The organism is Brevibacillus sp. HB2.2, from assembly GCF_013284275.1.
Classification (GTDB): Bacteria; Bacillota; Bacilli; order Brevibacillales; family Brevibacillaceae; genus Brevibacillus; species Brevibacillus brevis_D.
In genome coordinates, this window is sequence record NZ_JABSUV010000029.1 from 67,241 (window position 1) to 86,423 (window position 19,183).

General features: G+C 46.1%; 16 protein-coding genes and 1 tRNA gene. 7 read left to right on the top strand and 10 right to left on the bottom strand.

Going from position 1 to position 19,183, the window contains the following annotated elements; translation table 11 throughout:
• The first annotated feature begins 169 nt into the window (after positions 1-169).
• Complete coding sequence (gene putP, locus HP401_RS20375) at positions 170-1,633, top strand: sodium/proline symporter PutP (protein ID WP_173606331.1); 1,464 nt, start codon at positions 170-172, stop codon at positions 1,631-1,633.
• A 129-nt stretch (positions 1,634-1,762) separates the two neighbouring features.
• On the opposite strand, the gene pdxR is transcribed toward putP, so the two are convergent.
• Entirely contained in the window at positions 1,763-3,184 is a 1,422-nt protein-coding gene (gene pdxR / locus HP401_RS20380; protein ID WP_173606332.1) for a MocR-like pyridoxine biosynthesis transcription factor PdxR, read from the bottom strand.
• Between the two features lie 114 nt (positions 3,185-3,298).
• On the opposite strand from pdxR, the gene HP401_RS20385 reads away from it, so the two are divergent.
• The gene (locus HP401_RS20385; RefSeq protein WP_173606333.1) at positions 3,299-3,868 is read left to right on the top strand and encodes a GNAT family N-acetyltransferase; all 570 of its coding nucleotides are present in this window, start codon (positions 3,299-3,301) and stop codon (positions 3,866-3,868) included.
• Positions 3,869-4,207: 339 nt separating this feature from the next.
• Here HP401_RS20385 and HP401_RS20390 read toward each other — a convergent pair whose 3' ends face one another.
• The 4 genes from HP401_RS20390 to HP401_RS20405 all read right to left on the bottom strand — a co-directional run bounded on the left by HP401_RS20390 (position 4,208) and on the right by HP401_RS20405 (position 7,598).
• Positions 4,208-4,876 (bottom strand): PspA/IM30 family protein, encoded by a 669-nt coding sequence (locus tag HP401_RS20390; RefSeq protein WP_173606334.1) that lies wholly within the window; start codon positions 4,874-4,876, stop codon positions 4,208-4,210.
• Between the two features lies 1 nt (position 4,877).
• Positions 4,878-5,465, bottom strand: coding sequence for a hypothetical protein (locus HP401_RS20395; protein ID WP_173606335.1), 588 nt, complete (start codon positions 5,463-5,465; stop codon positions 4,878-4,880).
• A 140-nt stretch (positions 5,466-5,605) separates the two neighbouring features.
• Positions 5,606-6,916, bottom strand: coding sequence for a sensor histidine kinase (locus HP401_RS20400; protein ID WP_173606336.1), 1,311 nt, complete (start codon positions 6,914-6,916; stop codon positions 5,606-5,608).
• 10 nt (positions 6,917-6,926) lie between these two features.
• A complete protein-coding gene (locus HP401_RS20405; RefSeq protein ID WP_064201164.1) occupies positions 6,927-7,598 on the bottom strand; it encodes a response regulator transcription factor in 672 nt (223 codons plus the stop codon).
• A gap of 159 nt (positions 7,599-7,757) precedes the next feature.
• Here HP401_RS20405 and HP401_RS20410 point away from each other — a divergent pair, with 159 nt between their 5' ends.
• On the top strand, positions 7,758-8,315 hold the full coding sequence (locus tag HP401_RS20410; RefSeq protein WP_173606337.1) for a hypothetical protein: 558 nt from the start codon (positions 7,758-7,760) through the stop codon (positions 8,313-8,315).
• A 166-nt stretch (positions 8,316-8,481) separates the two neighbouring features.
• Here HP401_RS20410 and HP401_RS20415 read toward each other — a convergent pair whose 3' ends face one another.
• Both HP401_RS20415 and HP401_RS20420 read right to left on the bottom strand, forming a co-directional pair.
• Positions 8,482-10,449, bottom strand: a complete 1,968-nt coding sequence (locus HP401_RS20415) for a dynamin family protein (protein ID WP_173606338.1) — start codon at positions 10,447-10,449, stop codon at positions 8,482-8,484.
• A gap of 5 nt (positions 10,450-10,454) precedes the next feature.
• Positions 10,455-12,116 carry a dynamin family protein gene (locus tag HP401_RS20420; RefSeq protein ID WP_173606339.1) on the bottom strand — a complete coding sequence of 554 codons (1,662 nt, stop codon included), beginning with the start codon at positions 12,114-12,116 and terminating at the stop codon, positions 10,455-10,457.
• 209 nt (positions 12,117-12,325) lie between these two features.
• Between HP401_RS20420 and HP401_RS20425 the strand changes: the two genes are divergently transcribed.
• Genes HP401_RS20425 through HP401_RS20440 form a run of 4 tightly spaced genes read left to right on the top strand, consistent with a single transcriptional unit; the run spans position 12,326 to position 16,389 of the window.
• A complete protein-coding gene (locus HP401_RS20425; RefSeq protein WP_173606340.1) occupies positions 12,326-13,900 on the top strand; it encodes a spore germination protein in 1,575 nt (524 codons plus the stop codon).
• On the top strand, positions 13,901-15,007 hold the full coding sequence (locus tag HP401_RS20430) for a GerAB/ArcD/ProY family transporter (protein WP_173606341.1): 1,107 nt from the start codon (positions 13,901-13,903) through the stop codon (positions 15,005-15,007).
• Positions 15,000-16,232: a Ger(x)C family spore germination protein gene (locus HP401_RS20435; protein WP_173606342.1), complete on the top strand. Its 1,233-nt coding sequence runs from the start codon at positions 15,000-15,002 to the stop codon at positions 16,230-16,232. Before HP401_RS20430 ends, HP401_RS20435 begins: the two co-directional genes overlap by 8 nt.
• Before the next feature lie 4 nt (positions 16,233-16,236).
• Positions 16,237-16,389 carry a hypothetical protein gene (locus HP401_RS20440; protein ID WP_016743138.1) on the top strand — a complete coding sequence of 51 codons (153 nt, stop codon included), beginning with the start codon at positions 16,237-16,239 and terminating at the stop codon, positions 16,387-16,389.
• Between the two features lie 43 nt (positions 16,390-16,432).
• Here the strand turns inward: HP401_RS20440 and HP401_RS20445 are convergent, their stop codons facing one another.
• The 3 genes from HP401_RS20445 to HP401_RS20455 all read right to left on the bottom strand — a co-directional run bounded on the left by HP401_RS20445 (position 16,433) and on the right by HP401_RS20455 (position 19,167).
• Positions 16,433-18,304, bottom strand: a complete 1,872-nt coding sequence (locus HP401_RS20445; protein ID WP_173606343.1) for a DNA/RNA non-specific endonuclease — start codon at positions 18,302-18,304, stop codon at positions 16,433-16,435.
• Between the two features lie 80 nt (positions 18,305-18,384).
• The gene (locus HP401_RS20450) at positions 18,385-18,909 is read right to left on the bottom strand and encodes a type 1 glutamine amidotransferase domain-containing protein (protein ID WP_064201036.1); all 525 of its coding nucleotides are present in this window, start codon (positions 18,907-18,909) and stop codon (positions 18,385-18,387) included.
• Between the two features lie 175 nt (positions 18,910-19,084).
• Positions 19,085-19,167: transfer RNA gene (locus HP401_RS20455), tRNA-Leu, on the bottom strand.
• Positions 19,168-19,183: the final 16 nt, after the last annotated feature.

Sequence of the window (19,183 nt, forward strand, 5' to 3'; positions counted from 1 at the left end):
GGAAAGCCTGCGATCAATCCTCGCGGGCTTTTTCGTGTTATTAAAAAACTTTTTATTGGGTTTCTACAAAATTTTCTGTATTTCCTTATAGATTTTTATAATTGGGCATGATAATGTGTAAGATGTTCATATAAATTTCACAAATACTAAACACAACGAGGTGATGCCAATGAATATGCTGCTCGCATCTATTATTGTGTACATGGCAGGTATGCTCCTGATCGGCTATTATGCCTACAAACGTACCTCCAATCTGACAGACTACATGCTCGGCGGTCGGTCGCTCGGTCCAACTGTAACCGCTCTCAGTGCGGGTGCATCCGACATGAGTGGCTGGTTGATGATGGGCCTGCCAGGCGCCATGTTTGCCCAAGGTCTTAGCGCTTCCTGGATTGCCATCGGTCTGACTCTCGGGGCTTATGCCAACTGGCTGTACGTTGCTCCCCGCCTTCGCTCGTATACAGAGGTTGCCAACAACTCGATTACGATTCCTGCTTTCTTGGAAAATCGTTTCGGGGACGGGTCTCGGATGCTTCGTCTTGTCTCAGCCCTTGTTATTATGATCTTTTTTACCTTTTACGTCTCATCTGGTCTCGTCTCTGGAGGCGTGTTGTTTGAAAACACTTTCCACCTGAGCTATCAAACGGGACTATGGATTGTTGGATTGGTCACCATTGCCTACACATTGTTTGGCGGCTTCCTCGCTGTAAGCTGGACGGACGCTGTACAAGGACTCATCATGGTCATTGCGCTCATTCTCGTTCCGCTTGTGACCGTTCTTACAGCAGGCGGATTGGGAGAAACATTTACCGAGATTCACGCTGTCGATCCCTCTTTGCTCGATATTTTTAAAGGGACGAGCCTGCTCGGCATCATTTCTTTGTTTGCATGGGGTCTCGGCTATTTCGGACAACCGCACATTATCGTTCGCTTTATGGCGATCACGTCCACGAGTGAGATTAAAAAAGCACGCAGCATCGGTATGGGCTGGATGATTTTCTCCGTCGCTGGCGCCATGCTGACAGGTCTGGTCGGTATTGCCCTGTACTCCAAGCAAGGCTGGACGTTGAGCGATCCTGAGACGATCTTCATCCAGTTGGGTACGATTCTGTTCCATCCGATCATTACCGGCTTTTTGCTGGCGGCGATTTTGGCAGCGATCATGAGTACGATTTCCTCTCAGCTGCTCGTCACCTCCAGCTCCTTGACCGAGGATATTTACAAAACCTTTTTCAAGCGTTCTGCAACCGACAAAGAGCTGGTCACGATTGGCCGCTTGTCCGTCTTGCTTGTATCTGTCGTCGCCTTTTTGCTCGCCTTGAATAAAAATGACACGATCCTCGATCTCGTTGGATATGCGTGGGCCGGATTCGGCGCTTCGTTTGGACCTGTCATTCTGCTGTCCCTCTATTGGAAGCGCATGAACAAATGGGGTGCTCTCTCCGGGATGGTCGCTGGCGCACTTACCGTTATCATTTGGACTCGTTTTGATGTGCTGAAGGACTTCCTCTACGAGATGGTTCCCGGCTTTGCCATTAGCCTGCTCGCCATCGTGGTTGTCAGCCATTTGACCAGCAAGCCTTCGAATGAAGTAACTGCTCAATTTGATGAGTACCAAAAAAGCATGAAATAATCTCTGCCGAAAAAAAGCCAAGCAGCCTATGCGCTGGACAATTGCCCTGTCCCACGCCATAGGCTGCTTTTTTCTGTTGAATCTATTTGGGGCCCTCATCGGAACGAGAAGATCCGGTAAAATCGCCAATCATAAAGAAAACCAAGCTTCTGCTAGACGACTGATTCCTACCGCAATGTCTTGTTCCTCCACTCCACCAAATCCAACTATGATTCGCGGCCGCACATTCGTCGGATCATTGGCCCAGTTATGGCCGCTCGGATAAACGCGAACATCGGACGCACGCGCTAGCTCGATCAGCTCCTTTTCCGTTAGGGAAGTATCAACCTCTAGCAAAATATGCAGCCCCGCTGACTGTCCCAAAACTCGTACTTCCCGAGGCATGTAGGTCTGTATCGACCGAAGCAATGTATCGTGCTTACGATGATAGACGGTGCGCATTTTTCGGACATGCTTTTCCCAGTAGCCCTTTTGCATGAACAACTGCATACTCCGCTGCAAATGGCGGGAAACCGGAGAAGGATACGCCTGGAATGCTTCCAAATATCGCCCGAGCAATTGCCGCGGAAGTACCGTGTAATCCAAGCGAAGTGCTGGAGAAAATGCTTTGGAAAAATTCCCGATATAAACCACACACCCGTCCCGATCCATCCCTTGCAAAGAGGGCGTAGGGTGTACATTGTAGCGGAATTCGCCATCGTAATCATTTTCGATGATGATTCCGTTCCTTTTCTTTGCCCATTGCAACAATTGCTGGCGCTGACCGACTGGCATAACCATCCCATAAGGAAATTGGTGGGCAGGCGTCGTGTACACGACAGTTGCCTTGCTTTTCTCCAAGGCTTCTATGGACAGCCCGTCTTCCACTAGCGGGATGGACACGACCTCATAGCCGTGCTGGGAAAAGACGATTCGTGCATCTGCATAGCCAGGCTCCTCGATCGCAACCACACGATGTCGATCTGCCAAGAGCAGACACAAAAAGCTGAGAGCCTGCTGTAATCCAGTGCCGATGATGATGTGCTCAGGTCTACAAATGAGCGTACGTGCTCTGCGCAAATATTTACTGAGCTCTTCTCGGAGCTCCCACTCACCTTGATCATCCCCGTAAAAAGAAAAGTCCTCCGGATAGACATCCAGCGCTTCCAGCATACAAGAGTGCCATGCAGCGTAAGGAAACGACTTCGTATCGATGACAGAACCGTGAAAATTGTAGCGACAGGTAAGATGCTCCCCTTTTTTCTTTTTCAAGAGAGATGAGTACAAGGCAATCTCCTCATCCTGCTCCACTGGCTCTGACCATCTCTCGATCTCGGCAGCATAAAAGCCACTTCGCTCCCGGCTCACGATGTAGCCTTCTGCGAGTAGTTGCTGATAGGCAGCCTCAATCGTATTTTTTCCGACCCCGCTTGCCTTCATCAACTGACGGATCGACGGCATCTTGGTTCCGGACGGTATCTCTCCCGATGCAATCCGTTTGCTCAATTGCTTGTATAGCTGCTGATACAGAGGTTCCTTGCTCTGTGCATCCATGACCGGCATGTACTCCATCAGCGGCCCTCCATTCTGTCCCTATCTAACTCTCCCAAACTGTCACTATGTATAGGAGCAGTTCTCTTTTACAATGATTGTACCAGATTCACCCAAACGAAAGGAGAACAAGTCATGCATATTCATTTGCAAGGAGAAAAGGTCGTTCTACGAGATATTCGAGCAGAAGATTTGGATACGATTTACTATTGGAAATACGAAGCAGAGGATCGGGAACATCTCCATTGGAATGGCCCCTATAAACCGCTTGATCCGTACACAAAAGAAGAGTATCGTGCCCTCCCACGCTCCCAGGAGTCTCTCGCTCTCGTCGGGACAGATGCACCAAGAACCGAGCTGATCATTGAGATTGACGGCGAGCTAAAAGGCAGTGTCGGTCGCTACTGGGTATCTGAGGAGACGAACTGGTGCGAAATCGGAATCGTCATTTACGACTCCCGCTACTGGCAGAATGGTTATGGCCGGGAAGCGTTTCGGATGTGGATCGACTACTTGTTTACCCACATGGATACGGTCCGTTTAGGCATTGGTACGTGGTCCGGCAACGAACGGATGATCAAGCTGGCTGCTCACATGGGAATGGTGGAAGAAGCGCGGGTACGCAAAGCAAGGATTGTTCGCGGTGAATATTACGATGCGATTAAGATGGGGATATTGCGCGAGGAATGGGGGATTCTGGAATAAAAATTTTGAATAGCGGTTGTTTTCAACATGAGCATCTTCCATCTGTATAGGAAGCTCCCTATTAGGAGGAAACTGTATGCCCAATATGGAAGATATCACTGTCCAAAAGTCGAATGCGGAACGAAAGAGCTATGTCGTTGTTGGTGTCGGCTAAAATTTGTAAAGTGCAGAACCTTGAAGAATCCCACAGTAGTCTCTGCCACCGTAGCCAATAATAGGTGGAACATTACATTTTAAAACAACCAGAAAATACTTGACTGTATCTGTTGCCGGGTTCCACAAAAAACAAACTCCCTTCTCATTTGAACAAAAAGGGAGTTTGTCTGGTTTCACATCCTCTTAATTCACTTCTTTCGCTTTTTTCAGCTCTGCTAATTGAGCCTCGACTGTTTCTGCCAGAAGATGATCAATATATGGGTTCCTGTCGACAGCTTTCGTACCGTAAACGTACGAACTCGCAGCTACTTCAGCTTCCAGCTTCTGGACAAACTCTTCTACCCTCGCAAATCCTTTCATTGCATAATCGCTATGAAACCCTAACAGCATTTCCTGTCCTTGCTTGATAGATTTTGCAGCGTGGGCTCTGGATGTTAACACCAGCTTTTTGTATTGGAACTCTTGATAGGTGTTTTTAAGTTTATCTATTTGCTCATACAGGATTGCTGTCTGTTTTTTTGTCGCGTCATATTGATCCTGGTACAGATTGCGCTTATTTTCATGAATTTCTCTTTCCTGTAGGGCAAGCTTTGCCATGTTATCTTCATTACAATCAACAGCAAGGTTGGCTTGTTTCGTGCGCTTTTCTATGTTTGCTTCTTCTTCTGCGATGAGAAGATCATACCTTTTCTCAAGAAAGAGTTGATAGGAAAGTGCCTGGTTGGCTTTTTCGATTTGCTTGTCCATGTCTCTTATATATTGATCTAACAAAGTGATTGGATTCTCTACTTTATTTAATACCTCATGCACATCTGCAACAACAATATCTCTTACCCGTTTAAAAATACCCATCTTATTTTTCCTCCTTCGACATCTGTTTTTCCCATTTATCTAAAATGGCTGAATTACTATTCTCACCTGAATATGGGGAGTGAAGTGGTACATCAACGAAAACGATATTCCCTTTACGCGGTCTGATTCGTATACATAACCAGTAAATGACGAACGCAATGACAAGTAATGGCAGGATGGGAAGAACCCCAACAAAGATCAGAAGCCAGCCTGTCCATTTTCTCCAGATACTCTCATTTGCATGTTTGCGAACAAACCAACCACTGATGACAAGACCTGCTGAAATCAGGAAGAATACCCAACCATCTGCTTGATGTCTTCGCTCACCGTGTTCTCGTTTGATATCCTCTTTGTGGAATCGCCTTCCTTCAAATTTGGGTTGTAATCGCTCCGAATGTTCGCTTTGTCCTACCAATTCCTTCTCGCCTCTGTCTTGCAAGCTTACAAAGACATGCGGATAAGCGAGCATCTCCTTATTCATCCAGCCTGTTGCATGTAAAGCCCGGAATCCACCAGCAAGAATGACAGCTGAAACAGTAGCAACGATCAGCCACCTCCAGATTTTCCGCTTCTTTTTTTTTTCTTCCATCCATTCTCCTCCTTTTTCGATGATGAGATGTTTTGTTTACAGGTACGATTATGGACCTCCAGTCTTAACTTTTCCTTAAGAACTACAAGAGCAGGAAAAAAGAAAAAAGAGTACCAATGGAATCGGTACCCAATACTTTGTTATTTTTGATTCTTAGGGAACGTAATTTCAAAGCAAGTTCCTTCCCCTGCTTTGCTGCTGACCGTAATTTTTCCATGATGCTTGTCAATAATCCACTTGGCAATAGATAGCCCTAAACCATAGCCTTCTGCCATCGTCCGTGCTTTGTCGCTTTGGTAAAACCGCTCAAAAATGTTTGGAATTTCTTTCTCGTCCATTCCAATCCCATCATCTTTCACCTTCAGTTTAATTGTGGAGGCAGTTTGTTCACATATAAGTGAGATTTCGCCTCCTGCTTCTGTATATTTCATAGCATTGTCTAAGAAAATGAGAATCAACTGATGGAGCCTTTCTTTATCTCCTGTGAAACTGATATTTACTGGCGTATGAAGAGTGATCGCTTTCTCTTGATATACAGTAATTTCTTCATAGTTAGCTACAATATCTCGCAGAACTTCATCAAGCAAAAAGGGCTGTTTCTTCATTTCCATCTGATTGGAATCAGATCTCGCTAAGGTAAGTAAATTGGTGACCAGTTTGGATAATCTTCTAGACTCATTTGAAATCATGGAAATATCAATACTTTTTTCTTGAATCGTTGCAGCAGGCGAGCGAAATAATAAATCTGTTTTTGCTTGTATGACAGCAAGTGGTGTTCTTAATTCATGAGAAGCATCTGAAACAAACTGTTGTTGTTTTGTCCAGGAATTTTGTATTGGGACCAATGCTCGACCTGCAAGAAAATAACCGGCAATCACAGCAGATACGACCCCGATACAGCTTCCGATGATAATAATGACGAGCAATCTGTCCAAAAGCTCCTGCTCTGAATTTACATTGCGGAGATACTGTACCGTTATTACCCCATTCGGGGAATGAACTTTCAAGGTTTTCACGTGAAAAGCAAAGCGATCAACATGAATTTCCTGAATCTCTCCATCATCAAAGTGCCTTGGCTTCTTTACGAAATTCGCTTTTTGGAAGAAATCTACTCCTGGCCCAGTATTAATCAGTTCATTTTTATCATTCCAGACAAGCGTAATGACACGCGGATCATTTTCAAACAAGAATTCCTCGAGAGCCGGTCCTTTTTCAGGTCCTTTTTTTGCTACAGCGCCAGGCTGACTCCCGGGCTTACTTCTAGGCTCATCGCTTCTTTCAGGCCTAAGTTGCGGGTTTAACTTCTCAGCTGTTTTTAACAGGGATCGATCAACATCCTTATATAATTGTACATAGGTGAAAAAGTAGATCACAGCAGCTAGCAAACCGATAAGCATTATGAAAACAACTGAATTCATAATGGTAAGGCGCATATGCGTTCGTCTGAACATATTCTTCCCCTTACTGTTCTTTTAACATATACCCAACGCCTCTAATGGTTTGAATATCTTTATGGTATCCGAAGGGCTCCAGCTTTTTTCGAAGATGATGCACAAAAACCTCAACAACTAATATTGTTGTATCTGACTCGAATCCCCATATGCGATCATAAATCTGCTCTTTTGTCAGAATGATGCCCTTGTTTTGTACGAGGTATTCCAATAATTCGTATTGTTTTAATGTTAATTTTACAGGCACCAGATCTACTAGGGTTTCCTGTTCTTTACCAACTAACTGGATGCCACGGTACTTTAAAGTATGATCAGTCGTCAAACTGCCGCTCCTTCTTAACAGCGCTCGAATGCGTGCTTTTAATTCAGCCATTTGAAAAGGCTTGGTCAGGTAATCATCTCCTCCCAACTCCAGACCTTGCACTCTATCCTCCAATGAATCCCTCGCTGTCAAGAATAATACTGGCGTTTTAATTCCCTCCTTGCGCATGCTTTCTATAATTTGAAAGCCATCCATTCTTGGTATCATCACATCTAGCACAATAGCATCATAAATATTTTGCATTGCTAGAAAGAGTGCTTCCTCCCCTTCAGATACTCCATCTACTTTAAACTCGTCCACTAATATTTGAATAATCGATTCTTTCAACGGGAGATTATCTTCTACAACTAACAAACGCAACATCACTTCACCCCACATCAATACATCTATTTTCATACTGAGGATCAATTATGTCTTACAACCCTTAACTCTTCCTTAAAGTTCACATCCTCGCAACTTAAGGATTTGTTAAGTTTTCTACACTACTATTTATCCAACTTAAAGACAGAGGTGACTTTTGTGAAAAAAATAAAACCTTGGCTACCCGCGGTCCTTTCCGTAACGGTTATTGCAATGCTTATTCTTTATTCATTCTATACCACACCACAAAAAATGCACCAAGTTCCTCCTATCGGTGGCGGTCATCCGAATATGGCGAGCGGTGATTATCGAGATATCTTTCATTTACTTGGCCCGCTCGTCAAACATATCTTCCATCTGGTTACAGGGTGGGCAGCATTAGTATTTAGTATATTACCTGGCAGTTATTATTTGTTAACGGAACAACTCACACATAAAGGAATGTTGAATGGAATTGCTGCTTTCCTTCTTTTACTGGTACTAGCTGTTTATGGTTGGCTTTTCCAACGTGTTCGTACAGAGTTCATGAAAGAAATACATTCGTACCTAAGCTTTATTGGTCTTATCGTTTTGTTCATTCATACAGGTGGTCATTTTATAATCACCGTGACCGGTACGATACTCGTCTTGATCGCGGTTTGGCTCATAGTTTTTTTCACCAGACATGCGGATCCTCACACAAAATCAACCGTCATTCATTTAGACGATCAGCTATGAGGGGAAAAAGGAGATTTGATTAATGGAACTACAAGAGGAGAATCTGATGACTCCTTTACCCCATTTAATCATGTGACATGCTCTATTTAACAACAGAAAAAAGGCAATCCCCTCGTCGTTACAAGATCCGGGAACTGCCCTTTTCATTTTTCACTCTTAAACCTCTCTATTCCAACTCAGCCGCCACACGACTCACTTTTGCAGCCAGCTCGTCGAGATCGACGTTCATCTCAAGAGCCGCAAACAGACCTGTGAAGTACTCGTTGATCTGGTCGATGACGCGATTGCGCTCACTTGCCACCAGCTCTTGGAACAGCGTTGAAAACTGCTCATCCAATTGCTTGTTTCCGATTTCTACGTACGCGCTCACTGGTTCTTGCATGCGCTTCTCCAGCTCGTCACGCATTTTGGCTTTGCCATCCTGCTCGAAAAAGTCTTTCGTGTTTTTGAACAAGGAAACCGCTGAAGCAAATGCCGATTCGGCTACTGGCAGCTCGTTCGCAAAGGACAGTGTTTCTACCTGTCTCTGCTGATAAGGTGCCAAGGTCAAACCTGCTGCGTAGCCTTGTACATCCTGTTGCCATGCCGCAACAAGTGTTGTCCCCTGCTTGTTCGTGAATTTCTCCAAGCGAAGAGTAGTGGCACGCAGCTCCTGGGCCAAGTCGTAGCTGATCGAACGCAGAAGATCAGTCAAGCATCCTTGCAGGGCTTGCTTCATGTTGCGTCCATCGTCCTTGATGACAGCCGGGTTAAATGCGAGATTGAACAGCTCGTTAAAACGGAAGAACAAGCGCTGGCGAACGTAGTAGAGCAGCTCCTCGCGCTCTTTTGCCAAGTCGCGTTCGAACGAAGCGGTAGACAGTGCTTCAACAGCTGACAGAGCCTGTGTCTTGGCGTTGCTTGCTGCTTCTTTGCGTAACAGACGCTCGTCTTCTCCGGACTGTGCCATACGCATGAATTCTGTCAAGGTATCATGGGCGCGACGGATTTCACCGATTGCAGCATTCACAGCAATTTGCGTCAGCTCTTCAATCGTAAAGCGGAGGAACTCTGCTTCAAACGACGCCATTCCCGAAAACTTGAATGCTTCATCTGCCGGCATTAACGACTCGCCTTCAGCCGTATTCGTGCGCTGGCGGTATACTTTCTCCGCAGAAGCTGCCAGCTTGCCTTTTTCATGCATCCGTGCCAACAGAGCAGTCTGGCTCGACACCGGATAAATACGTGGGAGGCGAATTCCGCACGAGAGGAGGTTTTTCTCTACGTGAGTAATCACACCCTGCAATTCCTCATCGTTTGCTGCGAGGTCACAAGCATTGACGATAAAGAACATTTTGTCCATTTCAAACGTATCCTTGACCCGTCCCATTTGTAGCAAAAACTCGCGGTCTGCCTGTGAAAAGGCGTGGTTGTAATAGGTTACAAACAACACGGCATCCGCGTTTTTCATGTATTCAAACGCCACACCTGTGTGACGCGCATTGATGGAATCTGCACCAGGCGTATCAACGAGAACGATGCCCTGATCTGTCAGCGGGCAGGAATAGAACAGCTCGATGTATTCCGCAAAACAAGCTTTTTCTTCCTTGGCTACAAAGCCTTTGAATGCCTGCATATCCACAAGCAGTTCTCCACCCAGATGAGCAGCCATTTCTGGCAAACCTTTTGTTACAGCCTTCAAAAAGGTGTAGTGAGGTTTTGCCGTAGGCGGGATTTGAGCGACGTCGATCTTGCCCAGCTCAGCTAATGCGCCATCCAGATCAGATGCAACCAGTCCAAACACAGCGAGCGAACGGATAACATCCTGCTCAATTGCTTCGCGCTCCTTCAAGACGACACGCACAGTTCCATGTGGATGCTCATCCGTAGGCGGCATAATTTTGTTGATCGCTGCTGTCGTCGGATTCGGCGATACAGGCAACACGAGATCGCCCATCAAGGCGTTGGCAAACGAGGATTTACCTGCGCTAAAAGCACCAAACAGTGCAACGGTAAAACGATTGGCGGTTAGACGATCTGCTCGATCCAGCATCGCCTGTGCCTGCGCTTGCATCCCTGGTACGGAAACGACTTCTTCACTTGCGCGTCGCAGACGCTCTGCTGCCGCAATTAGTTTGTCTCGTAGTTGATTCATGCTACTTATTCTCCTCCACGCATAATCGCCAACAGACGACCCTTGGTTTCTTCTTCTCTCGCTGCTAGTCCTGCCAGCTTTTGATGCAGCGCTGCCAATTCACGCAATGCGCCAAGACGCTCGCCTTGAGCTGCACTTTCTACGCGCACTTTCTCCTTTATCATCTCAACCACTTGTGCAATGAAGGAGAGACCCACTCGTCTGTACTCCAGCTTCATCCCGCTGGAAATATCCGCACAGTAGTTCAGGACGTACTCACTCGAAGCAGCACCCTCTTTGATGTGCTTGCTCAGGAACTCACCTGTAATCTCGATCTTGGTCGCGTGCACGCTAGCGTGATATTCTTCGTTCCGCAAATCAAACACTTGCGGCTGCTTGCCAAGCCATTCTTTGAAATGGAAGTCGAGATTTCCCGCCACTTTTTCGCGGAACTCGACGAGAAGCGCTTCTTCGCGGCGTTCGCGCTCTTCTTCTGTCTTCTTGCCTGCAAACAACAACCCCACCTTGAAGCCCGGTTTGCGACTCTCCAAGTAGCTTCGTGCTGCTTCGTTCGTACTGAAATAAGTCAAACGAGCATTGTCCAAAAGTACACTCAGCTCTTTTTCCATCTGCACGCGGGCATCCTCAGCACGCTGCTCTAGAGCCGCCGCTGTTGCTTCCTCCTGCTCAAGCGCTTCCTGCACAGCCGCTGCATTACGACTGTCTATGCCTTCTACTTCCAGACCATCCAGCTGGGCTTCCCACTGCTGGCGTTGATCTGCCTGGCTTGTTCTTACTACTTGGATGTGTTCATCGATCAAATGCTCGGCAGCACTGCGAACGCTCGTGCCAACCAGCTTTTCACGATCAGCGATCAACTGCGAAAGCATGCCCTTAAATTCTTCATACATGTTCTCAGAATGATCTGGTTCCGCAAGCGACGTGTAAAAAATACCATCCGGATGAATGTTCCAGGTCGCGAATGCCTCCTCGACACTTTCCTTATAGCTGTCGAAATCCAATTCGAAATCAATATGCTTATCAATCATGTTCACAACCAGATAAACTGGCTTGCCACGGTCCTTCAACGTCTTCGTAAAGTTGAAGTTCTCTTCGGCTTGAACATGGTTATAATCCATCATATAAATGACGACGTCAGCCAAATGCAGAGCAGATTCCGTAGCGATTTTGTGTGCAGCATCTGTTGAATCAATGCCCGGTGTATCGAGCAAGCTGGCGTATTCGTCAAGGAATGTTCCCGGATAAGAGACCTCTACGGATTCAACCGTATCTCCGTCAACAGCAAACTGCTTGAGCTTCTCCATCTCCGTATCTGGATCAAAAGTAAGGACTCCGCTGTTCATGGTGAAGACACGAGCCGCTTTTTCTCCGCCACGAATCTTCACGACATTCGCACTTGTCGGAATCGGATTGGAAGGCAACAAATTAACACCCAGAAGCGTGTTAATCATCGTTGATTTTCCAGCGGAAAAATGTCCGCAAAACGCAATATTCAGCTCAGCGTGCTTTGTTTTCGCGGCCAGTTGAATGAGCTTGAGCGGCGTGTTTTCGTCTCCCTGCGACTTCATTACTTCTGCGAGTTCTTCCCATGTATGTGCCAGTCGGGAAAAGTCCGTTTCCCGGATCAATACTTGACTGTCAAGCACTTCTATTCCACCCTTCTCCATCTTTCCTACTCTCTCTACTAATACCTGTTCATGAACTTCCTTTTTACTTCACTCTATTCTACCATGCCGAATGTATCACAGGTCACAAATGAGTTCAATTCAAAACTATGAAAGATTTAGCATTCGCCTATTCTTCCGCATAATTTTCCTCTCATCTGGAAAAAATCGCACTAACATGATATTCGCAATCTGAACGGGAGGAACTTCAAATGATGCGCAGATTTTTGTCACAGCGTCGCCAAAAGAAAACTCCCTCTCTTATCGCACAGCGCTTGCAGCAGCGAAATGATCCTGCGCTTATACTTACGACCAGTTTGCAGCAAAACATGGACACGTTTAAGACTGTGCTGGGCAGCCCACACGATTTATTAATTCGTACGTTTACGATCGGCAACACCACTCATTCCTGTGCCGTTATTGCGATTGATGGATTGGCGAACTGCGATATGCTGGATGCGCAAGTCCTTGGACCAATCCAGTTGATGATCTCCACTGCTTCTAAGGTAGTACCGACTGAACCAGATGAGATTGTCCGGATGCTTTATGAGGAAGTACTTTCTGTCGTTGAAATATCAAAAGCAACCGATTTGACAAAAATACTCGAAGGCATTCTTTCTGGGGACACAGCGATTTTTGTAGATGGAGCGACCGAAGTCATTATTGTCGACAGCAAGGGCTGGAAAACTCGTGCCATTGAGGAGCCGGTCTCCGAAGGCTTGGTGCGTGGTCCGCGGGATGGCTTTACGGAGAGTATCCGGGACAATACCGTTCATATACGCAGACGTATCAAAGACCCGAACTTGCGCTTTGAAGGGTCGATCATAGGCAGACGTAGCCGAACAGATGTGATCATCGCCTACATTGAAAACATCGTTGATCCAGAACTACTGAATGAAGTGAAACGGCGAATCTCTACGATCGATGTGGACGAGATAGAAGAGTCCGGCTTTATCGAGCAATGGATTGAAGATGATTTTTTATCGCCTTTTCCGCAGATTCATAACACGGAGCGTCCCGATAAAGTGAGTGGAGCGTTGTTTCAAGGCCGCATTGCAATATTGGTGGACGGGACTCCGATGGTGCTCATTTTGCCTGTGACGATTGGCTTGCTCCTGCATTCACCAGAGGATTACTACGAACGTTGGATTGTCGGTTCATTAGCCAGGCTGTTGCGGTATTTGGCAGCATTTCTGGCCGTCTATTCGCCCGCTTTCTATATCGCTCTCGTTACCTTCCACCCTGGCTTGATCCCGTCTGATCTCGCCTTCTCGATCGCAGCCACACGCGATGGGGTTCCGTTTCCGGCATTCGTAGAAGCGATCATGATGGTGACAACGATGGAGCTGCTGCAGGAAGCCGGATTACGCTTGCCGAAGCCGATCGGCCAAACCGTCGGAATCGTTGGCGGTCTCGTCATCGGTGATGCTGCGGTTTCTGCGGGCATCGTCAGTCCTGTCATGGTCATCGTCGTCGCCCTCACTGCCATCGCTTCTTTTGCCATCCCTTCTTATCACCTCGCCATTGCCTTTCGAATGATTCGTTTTTTCGCCATGTTTATGGCGGCCATTTTTGGTATTTATGGTGTGGTGCTTAGCTTTATTGCCATCATGATTCATTTATCCAATCTGACCAGCATCGGGTACCCTTATTTGGCGCCTCTTGCTCCACATATGCCAAGGGATTGGAAGGATATGATTTTGCGCGCACCTGTTACCTTCTTGAAAACCCGACCAGATGCCCTTCACACGAAAGATGAAAACAGAATGAGTACAGGAGGGTCGTAAGTGAGTGCAGAAACCTTGGCGGAGAAGTTGATCAGCAAAAATCATATGGGGATTAACATTGCCTCAGTCACAATCGGCGTCGGCATCCTGACCTTTCCCCGCTCCTTAGCCAAGGCAACCGGAGCATTCGATGGATGGATTTCCGTCGTGATTAGCGGTCTTTGTGCGTGTCTGGTTGGCTGGCTGCTTGCCAAGCTCGCTGCTCGGTTTCCGAGACAAAGCTTTTTTGAATACAGCTCGATGATCGCAAGCAAACCGATCGCCTACATCTTGACCTTTCTCGTCTGTATTTACACGATGCTATTTGTCTCCTTTGAAATCAGGGCAATCGGAAACATCGCTAAGCAGTACCTGTTCTACAATACCCCGGTGGAAATGATCACGCTCTCTTTTCTCTTGATCGTTCAATATTCCGTGATTGGATCACGTATTGCCATGCTGCGGCTCAACTTGCTGTTTTTGCCTGTGGTTCTTGTCGTCATGTTCGTCGTCCTGCTGTTTACCACCCAGTTGTTTGACATCCAAAATGTTCGTCCCTTCTTTTCATCAGACTGGCGCTCACTCTTGGAAGGCTCCAAAGTAGTCGGATTGTCTTATTCCGGCTTTGAGATTATCCTTTTTTACACCATGCTGATGAAAAAGCCTCAGGAAGGGGCAAAGGCCGTGACGTTAGGTCTCTCGATCCCCATTCTGCTCTACATGACCATCTACATGTTCGCCATCGGAGTATTCTCTGCAGAGGTTGCGACGAACTTGACCTATCCAACCATCGAGTTGGCAAAAGAGGTCGAAATCCCCGGCGGCTTTTTTGAACGGGTGGAGTCCGTTTTCTTCACCATCTGGATCATGACGATCTTCAACACATGTGCGATGTGGCTCGATATTACCGTGCTCAATCTGTCGTCCATGTTCAACAAGGTGCGCAAAACGTTTTGGGTGCTCATTCTTTCTCCCATGATTTATTTTGTCGCGATGCTCCCACAAAACCTGGTTGATTTCTTCGCGTTTGCAGACAGCATCACTTATTTCGGAATGATCCTCGTCTATTTATGTCCGATTTTACTGCTCCTCATCGCCGTCATACGAGGTGTAAAGGGTCATGAATAGACAGCTCACTGCTTTCTGCATCTTCCTGCTTCTATCGACTTTGCTGGCTGGATGCTGGGATCAGGTTCAAATTGAGGAACGAGGATTTGTGGTAGGCGTAGCGATTGATAAACCACGTACAAAAGAAGCCGAGCAGCAAGCCAAACAAGAGGCACCAGACAAACCTCAAGTAAAAGAGCGCTTTCTCGTCACTCATCAATTCGTCGTCCCCGGTGGTTTGATCTCCGGCGGCCAAGGAAAAGGCGGTGGTCAAAACACAGCCAATGAGGCTTACCTCAACCTCATATCCGAGGGGGATTCTCTTTTCGAGATTTCCCGGGAATTGGCTACCCGGACCAGCAGAACTCCGTTTTATCAGCATATGAAGATCCTGATCGTCTCCGAAGACGTTGCCCGTACGAAAAACGGTTTTGCCAGAGCACTCGATTTCTATCTGCGTGATCCAGATTCCAGACGAAGCAGCAAGGTATTTATCTCAAATGGCCCCGCTAAAGAAGTACTGGAAGTCAAACCGAAAACAGAGAAGCTGCCAGCTATTTACGTCAACTCGATTGGAGAAAACGTTAATAAAAATTCCCGCATGCTTCCAGAGGCTCGATTGGGCGATGTCCACGAGGATCTTCTCAGTTCGTACAGTTTTGTGGTTCCGCGTATAAGAGCCGAAGAGCAGGAGGTAAAATTAGCAGGTGCCTCTGTTTTTACCCGTGACAATCAATTGATTGGTTTTCTGGGGGAAGAAGAGACGGAGGGGCTGAATTTTCTCACGGGAAAAGTTAAGGGAGGTATGGTAAAAGGCAAGGTAAAAAACGGTCTTGTCTCGATGAACATCCAAGGGATCAAGCATAGCATTGAAGTAGATTTACGTGATCCGCAACACATGAAATTTACAATAACGATCGAATGTGAAGGCACATTGGCTGAGTCTTACGCCACAATGGATTCACTGAATAACACTGCGATGAAAAAGCTTGAACAAGTGTTTTCCGAAGAAATCGAGCGAATGAGTAATGATACCATCAGGAAGGTCCATAAGCAGATGAAAGTGGATGTCATCAAGCTTGGCAACTATCTGAAGCAGCATTATTTTTCGCTATGGAAAAAGATTCGGCAGGATTGGGAATCAGGGCAACATTTGTATGAAAAAAGCGAAATAAAGGTTCAAGCAAAAGTCTATTTACGCAATATCGGTGCAATCAACCGTACCGAACGTCAAAACAACAGGTGATCCCATGCTCAAATTTTTAGGAGTAGTTCCTCCTTATTTGACCTTTGCAGGGACGATCATGGCGTTTTTGATTCCCTATCTTTTTTTTAAAATCAATAACAAAATTCATGAGTTAGGCGATCCGCCGTGGAAGAAACGGAATAACTCCGGTTCATAAAACACCAAGCCGAAATGTACCATGTTTCGGCTTGGTGTTTCTCTCATTCTGTATCAATTGTGCGCAAATCGATTTTGTCTTTCAAAAATCCGTCAAATGTCTCAACTCGCCTGCAACTGTTTTTGTTCCACTCGAAGTCTCGTAAATTTTTTTCATCACTCACCGTTTTTCTGCTTTTCTTCTTCAAGATTTTAAATCTTTCATGCGCGGCAATCGATTTTTTGACCGACCTTTCCCATTTTCTTTTATAGATGGGACGTGTTTTTTTGACGATCTTTGAATACGCCATTCTTTCCCGTCTATGATTGAGGATGACTCGTATAACGCGGCTTTGCTTTTGGAGCATGGCTTTGCATTCCTTCAGCAGGTCTGGGCTTATATCTTTTGCGTTCATTTTTGTTTCGATGTCTTTCAGATGATCCTTTTCAAGCTGCAAGCTTTTCAAGTCATCATCCTTCATAGAAAAAGATTCCAAATAATTTTCATTTGCATATTTCAGCTCATCGTATTCCTTACCAATCTTTGCATCCCGCAACTCTTTGATAAAACAACTTCTATATCCTTCGTCAACCATTTTGTCCATCACAACAGAGGGAACTAGCTCAAAGTCCTCTGGTTGATCTGCATCCTCCATGGCTTCAAACTCGAGAAAATCTTGTCTGTTTTTCTCATACATTTTGTCAATCGCTTTTCGAATACCCGCAGACTCTGCCACCAATCCGTCTTGTACACTCCCGTAGTCCGCTACCCTTTCCCTTCCTTTCCATGCTATCGGCTCTTTATTTTTCGCATGATCTGACATCAAGGCTTGATGCATGGAAAAATGAACACTTGTAACACCCTTCGTATTTTCCAAATCACCGGGGGTATAATCTTTGTCTTCTCCTCCATTGACGGAATACCATAAATGGTATCTCGCCGTATAGTCGCTCGCCGTATAATCTAGATTACCTTCGTCCATACTTTCTGAATATTGATCATAGGACGAATCCCCTGCCGTCGGACGACCAAATTGCCCATTGTTGAGCATCTCTGCCTTGGCCTCCCATTTGAAGGGTATTCTGACAGGAAGCTGAATTTCCCATGGTTTATCCCCGTCTATTTTTTTCAAGATCCCCAATTTCAAGAGCTGATCCTGGTCTACACTGAAGTTCAATTGATCGTATTTTACTTCCACCGTGTACTCGTACTTTGTTCCAATTTTCGCTTCACGAAGCATTTCCTCGATTGTATTATTGTAGGACTCTTTATTATTTTTTGTATCCTGCGGGGCTACATTCCATTCTTGATCGCCTCCCTGTCCTCTGAGGATCTGATAGCCAACCAAATGACCTCCCTCGTAGCTGGCCAATAACCCGCTAATCGCGCCTTCCCGTATGAAAATCTCTTCTTTTCCAAGATTTCCGATGGCTGTTACCACCTTTAAGCCTTCACGGTCATTTTTAGAGGCACTTTTTGTAATAAGAGCGGTAACAGAATGAGGACGGTCGCATGTATCTCCCAATTCGTTTTTTGTTTTGGCAAATATCTCTGCATTCAAATTTTTTTCCCCGAATACTTCCTTAAACATCCCCCAAAAAGTAGGAAGTCCTTTGTCTGCTTGCACATCCGTAAACTTCCCGTCATCTCCAACGGCTTCTTCAAAATCTTTTTGTTGGTATGCATCTGGATGATCCGCTTTCATTTTATTGAGATTCTCTTGTTTGAGTTTTCTTTGGATGAGTGGCATTCGAGGTTGCTTTTGATTTTGCAGGAGTTGCGTCATTGCCTTGTTTCCTACTTTTTTGGCGAGTTGTAAAACGGGTGGCATGTTTCGGTGGGAATTTTGTGGGGGAAGCACATTGTCAGATAGATTTTTGCTGCTTGGCCTCTGATTTTGATTTTCTTTTGGGAGTAACTCCCGATTATTGAACACCCTATCACCCCCTACTAGGTTGGCGTTTCTTTCATGAAAGGACTTACCCGTCTATCCGAGCAAGCCCTTTTCATCATTTCCTATTGTAGTGCCAGCAAATCAGCAAATGCTTTGGCGTACGCAGGGAGGTCAGGCGGTCTACGGGAACCTACAATGTGACCGTCTACCACGACCTCTTCATCTACCCAAATCGCTCCTGCATTCTCCATATCATCTTTAATGCCTGGCGTCGATGTCGTCGTTACCCCGCGCAAAATTTTTGCGGAGGCAAGCACCCACCCCGCATGGCAAATGTGTCCAATCGGTTTTTTCGCCTCGTGCATCGCAACCACAAACGATAGCACTTCCGGATAGCGGCGCAGCTTGTCAGGTGCCCACCCTCCTGGAACGAGTACGCCTGCATAGTCGGCAGGATTGACCTCTCCCATCGCTTTGTCAGCCTCACACGGTACACCGTACTTCCCTATATAGACGTGATTAGCCTTCGGACCGACGAAATGGACGGTAGCGCCTTCCTCTCGCAGTCTCATCACCGGATACCAGAGCTCGAGATCCTCAAATTCACTTTCGACGAAGCAAACCACTTGTTTTCCTGCAAGTCTCAACGTTCTCGCCTCCATTTCCTTCTATACTACGCTATTGTAGCAGGTACAAAAGGAAAAGACAGCAGGTACATGGATCAAGCATGCTGCCTATCTATCCTCGGTATAATAAAAAAAGTGAGAAACAGGCCTACTCACTGTTCCCCACCTTATAACGAAAACCATATGTATAGATTGCTGGTGCCGGTAGAGGGACTTGAACCCCCACGGTTTCCCTCACGATTTTGAGTCGCGCGCGTCTGCCAATTCCGCCATACCGGCCTATTCAAAAGAAAAC

What these genes read in the sequence shown, in the direction of transcription:
- putP (WP_173606331.1), top strand. Translation starts at nt 170, where the DNA reads ATGAATATGCTGCTCGCATCTATTATTGTGTACATGGCAGGTATGCTC.
- pdxR (WP_173606332.1), bottom strand. Translation starts at nt 3,184, where the DNA reads ATGGAGTACATGCCGGTCATGGATGCACAGAGCAAGGAACCTCTGTAT.
- HP401_RS20385 (WP_173606333.1), top strand. Translation starts at nt 3,299, where the DNA reads ATGCATATTCATTTGCAAGGAGAAAAGGTCGTTCTACGAGATATTCGA.
- HP401_RS20390 (WP_173606334.1), bottom strand. Translation starts at nt 4,876, where the DNA reads ATGGGTATTTTTAAACGGGTAAGAGATATTGTTGTTGCAGATGTGCAT.
- HP401_RS20395 (WP_173606335.1), bottom strand. Translation starts at nt 5,465, where the DNA reads ATGGAAGAAAAAAAAAAGAAGCGGAAAATCTGGAGGTGGCTGATCGTT.
- HP401_RS20400 (WP_173606336.1), bottom strand. Translation starts at nt 6,916, where the DNA reads ATGTTCAGACGAACGCATATGCGCCTTACCATTATGAATTCAGTTGTT.
- HP401_RS20415 (WP_173606338.1), bottom strand. Translation starts at nt 10,449, where the DNA reads ATGAATCAACTACGAGACAAACTAATTGCGGCAGCAGAGCGTCTGCGA.
- HP401_RS20420 (WP_173606339.1), bottom strand. Translation starts at nt 12,116, where the DNA reads ATGGAGAAGGGTGGAATAGAAGTGCTTGACAGTCAAGTATTGATCCGG.
- HP401_RS20425 (WP_173606340.1), top strand. Translation starts at nt 12,326, where the DNA reads ATGATGCGCAGATTTTTGTCACAGCGTCGCCAAAAGAAAACTCCCTCT.
- HP401_RS20435 (WP_173606342.1), top strand. Translation starts at nt 15,000, where the DNA reads ATGAATAGACAGCTCACTGCTTTCTGCATCTTCCTGCTTCTATCGACT.
- HP401_RS20440 (WP_016743138.1), top strand. Translation starts at nt 16,237, where the DNA reads ATGCTCAAATTTTTAGGAGTAGTTCCTCCTTATTTGACCTTTGCAGGG.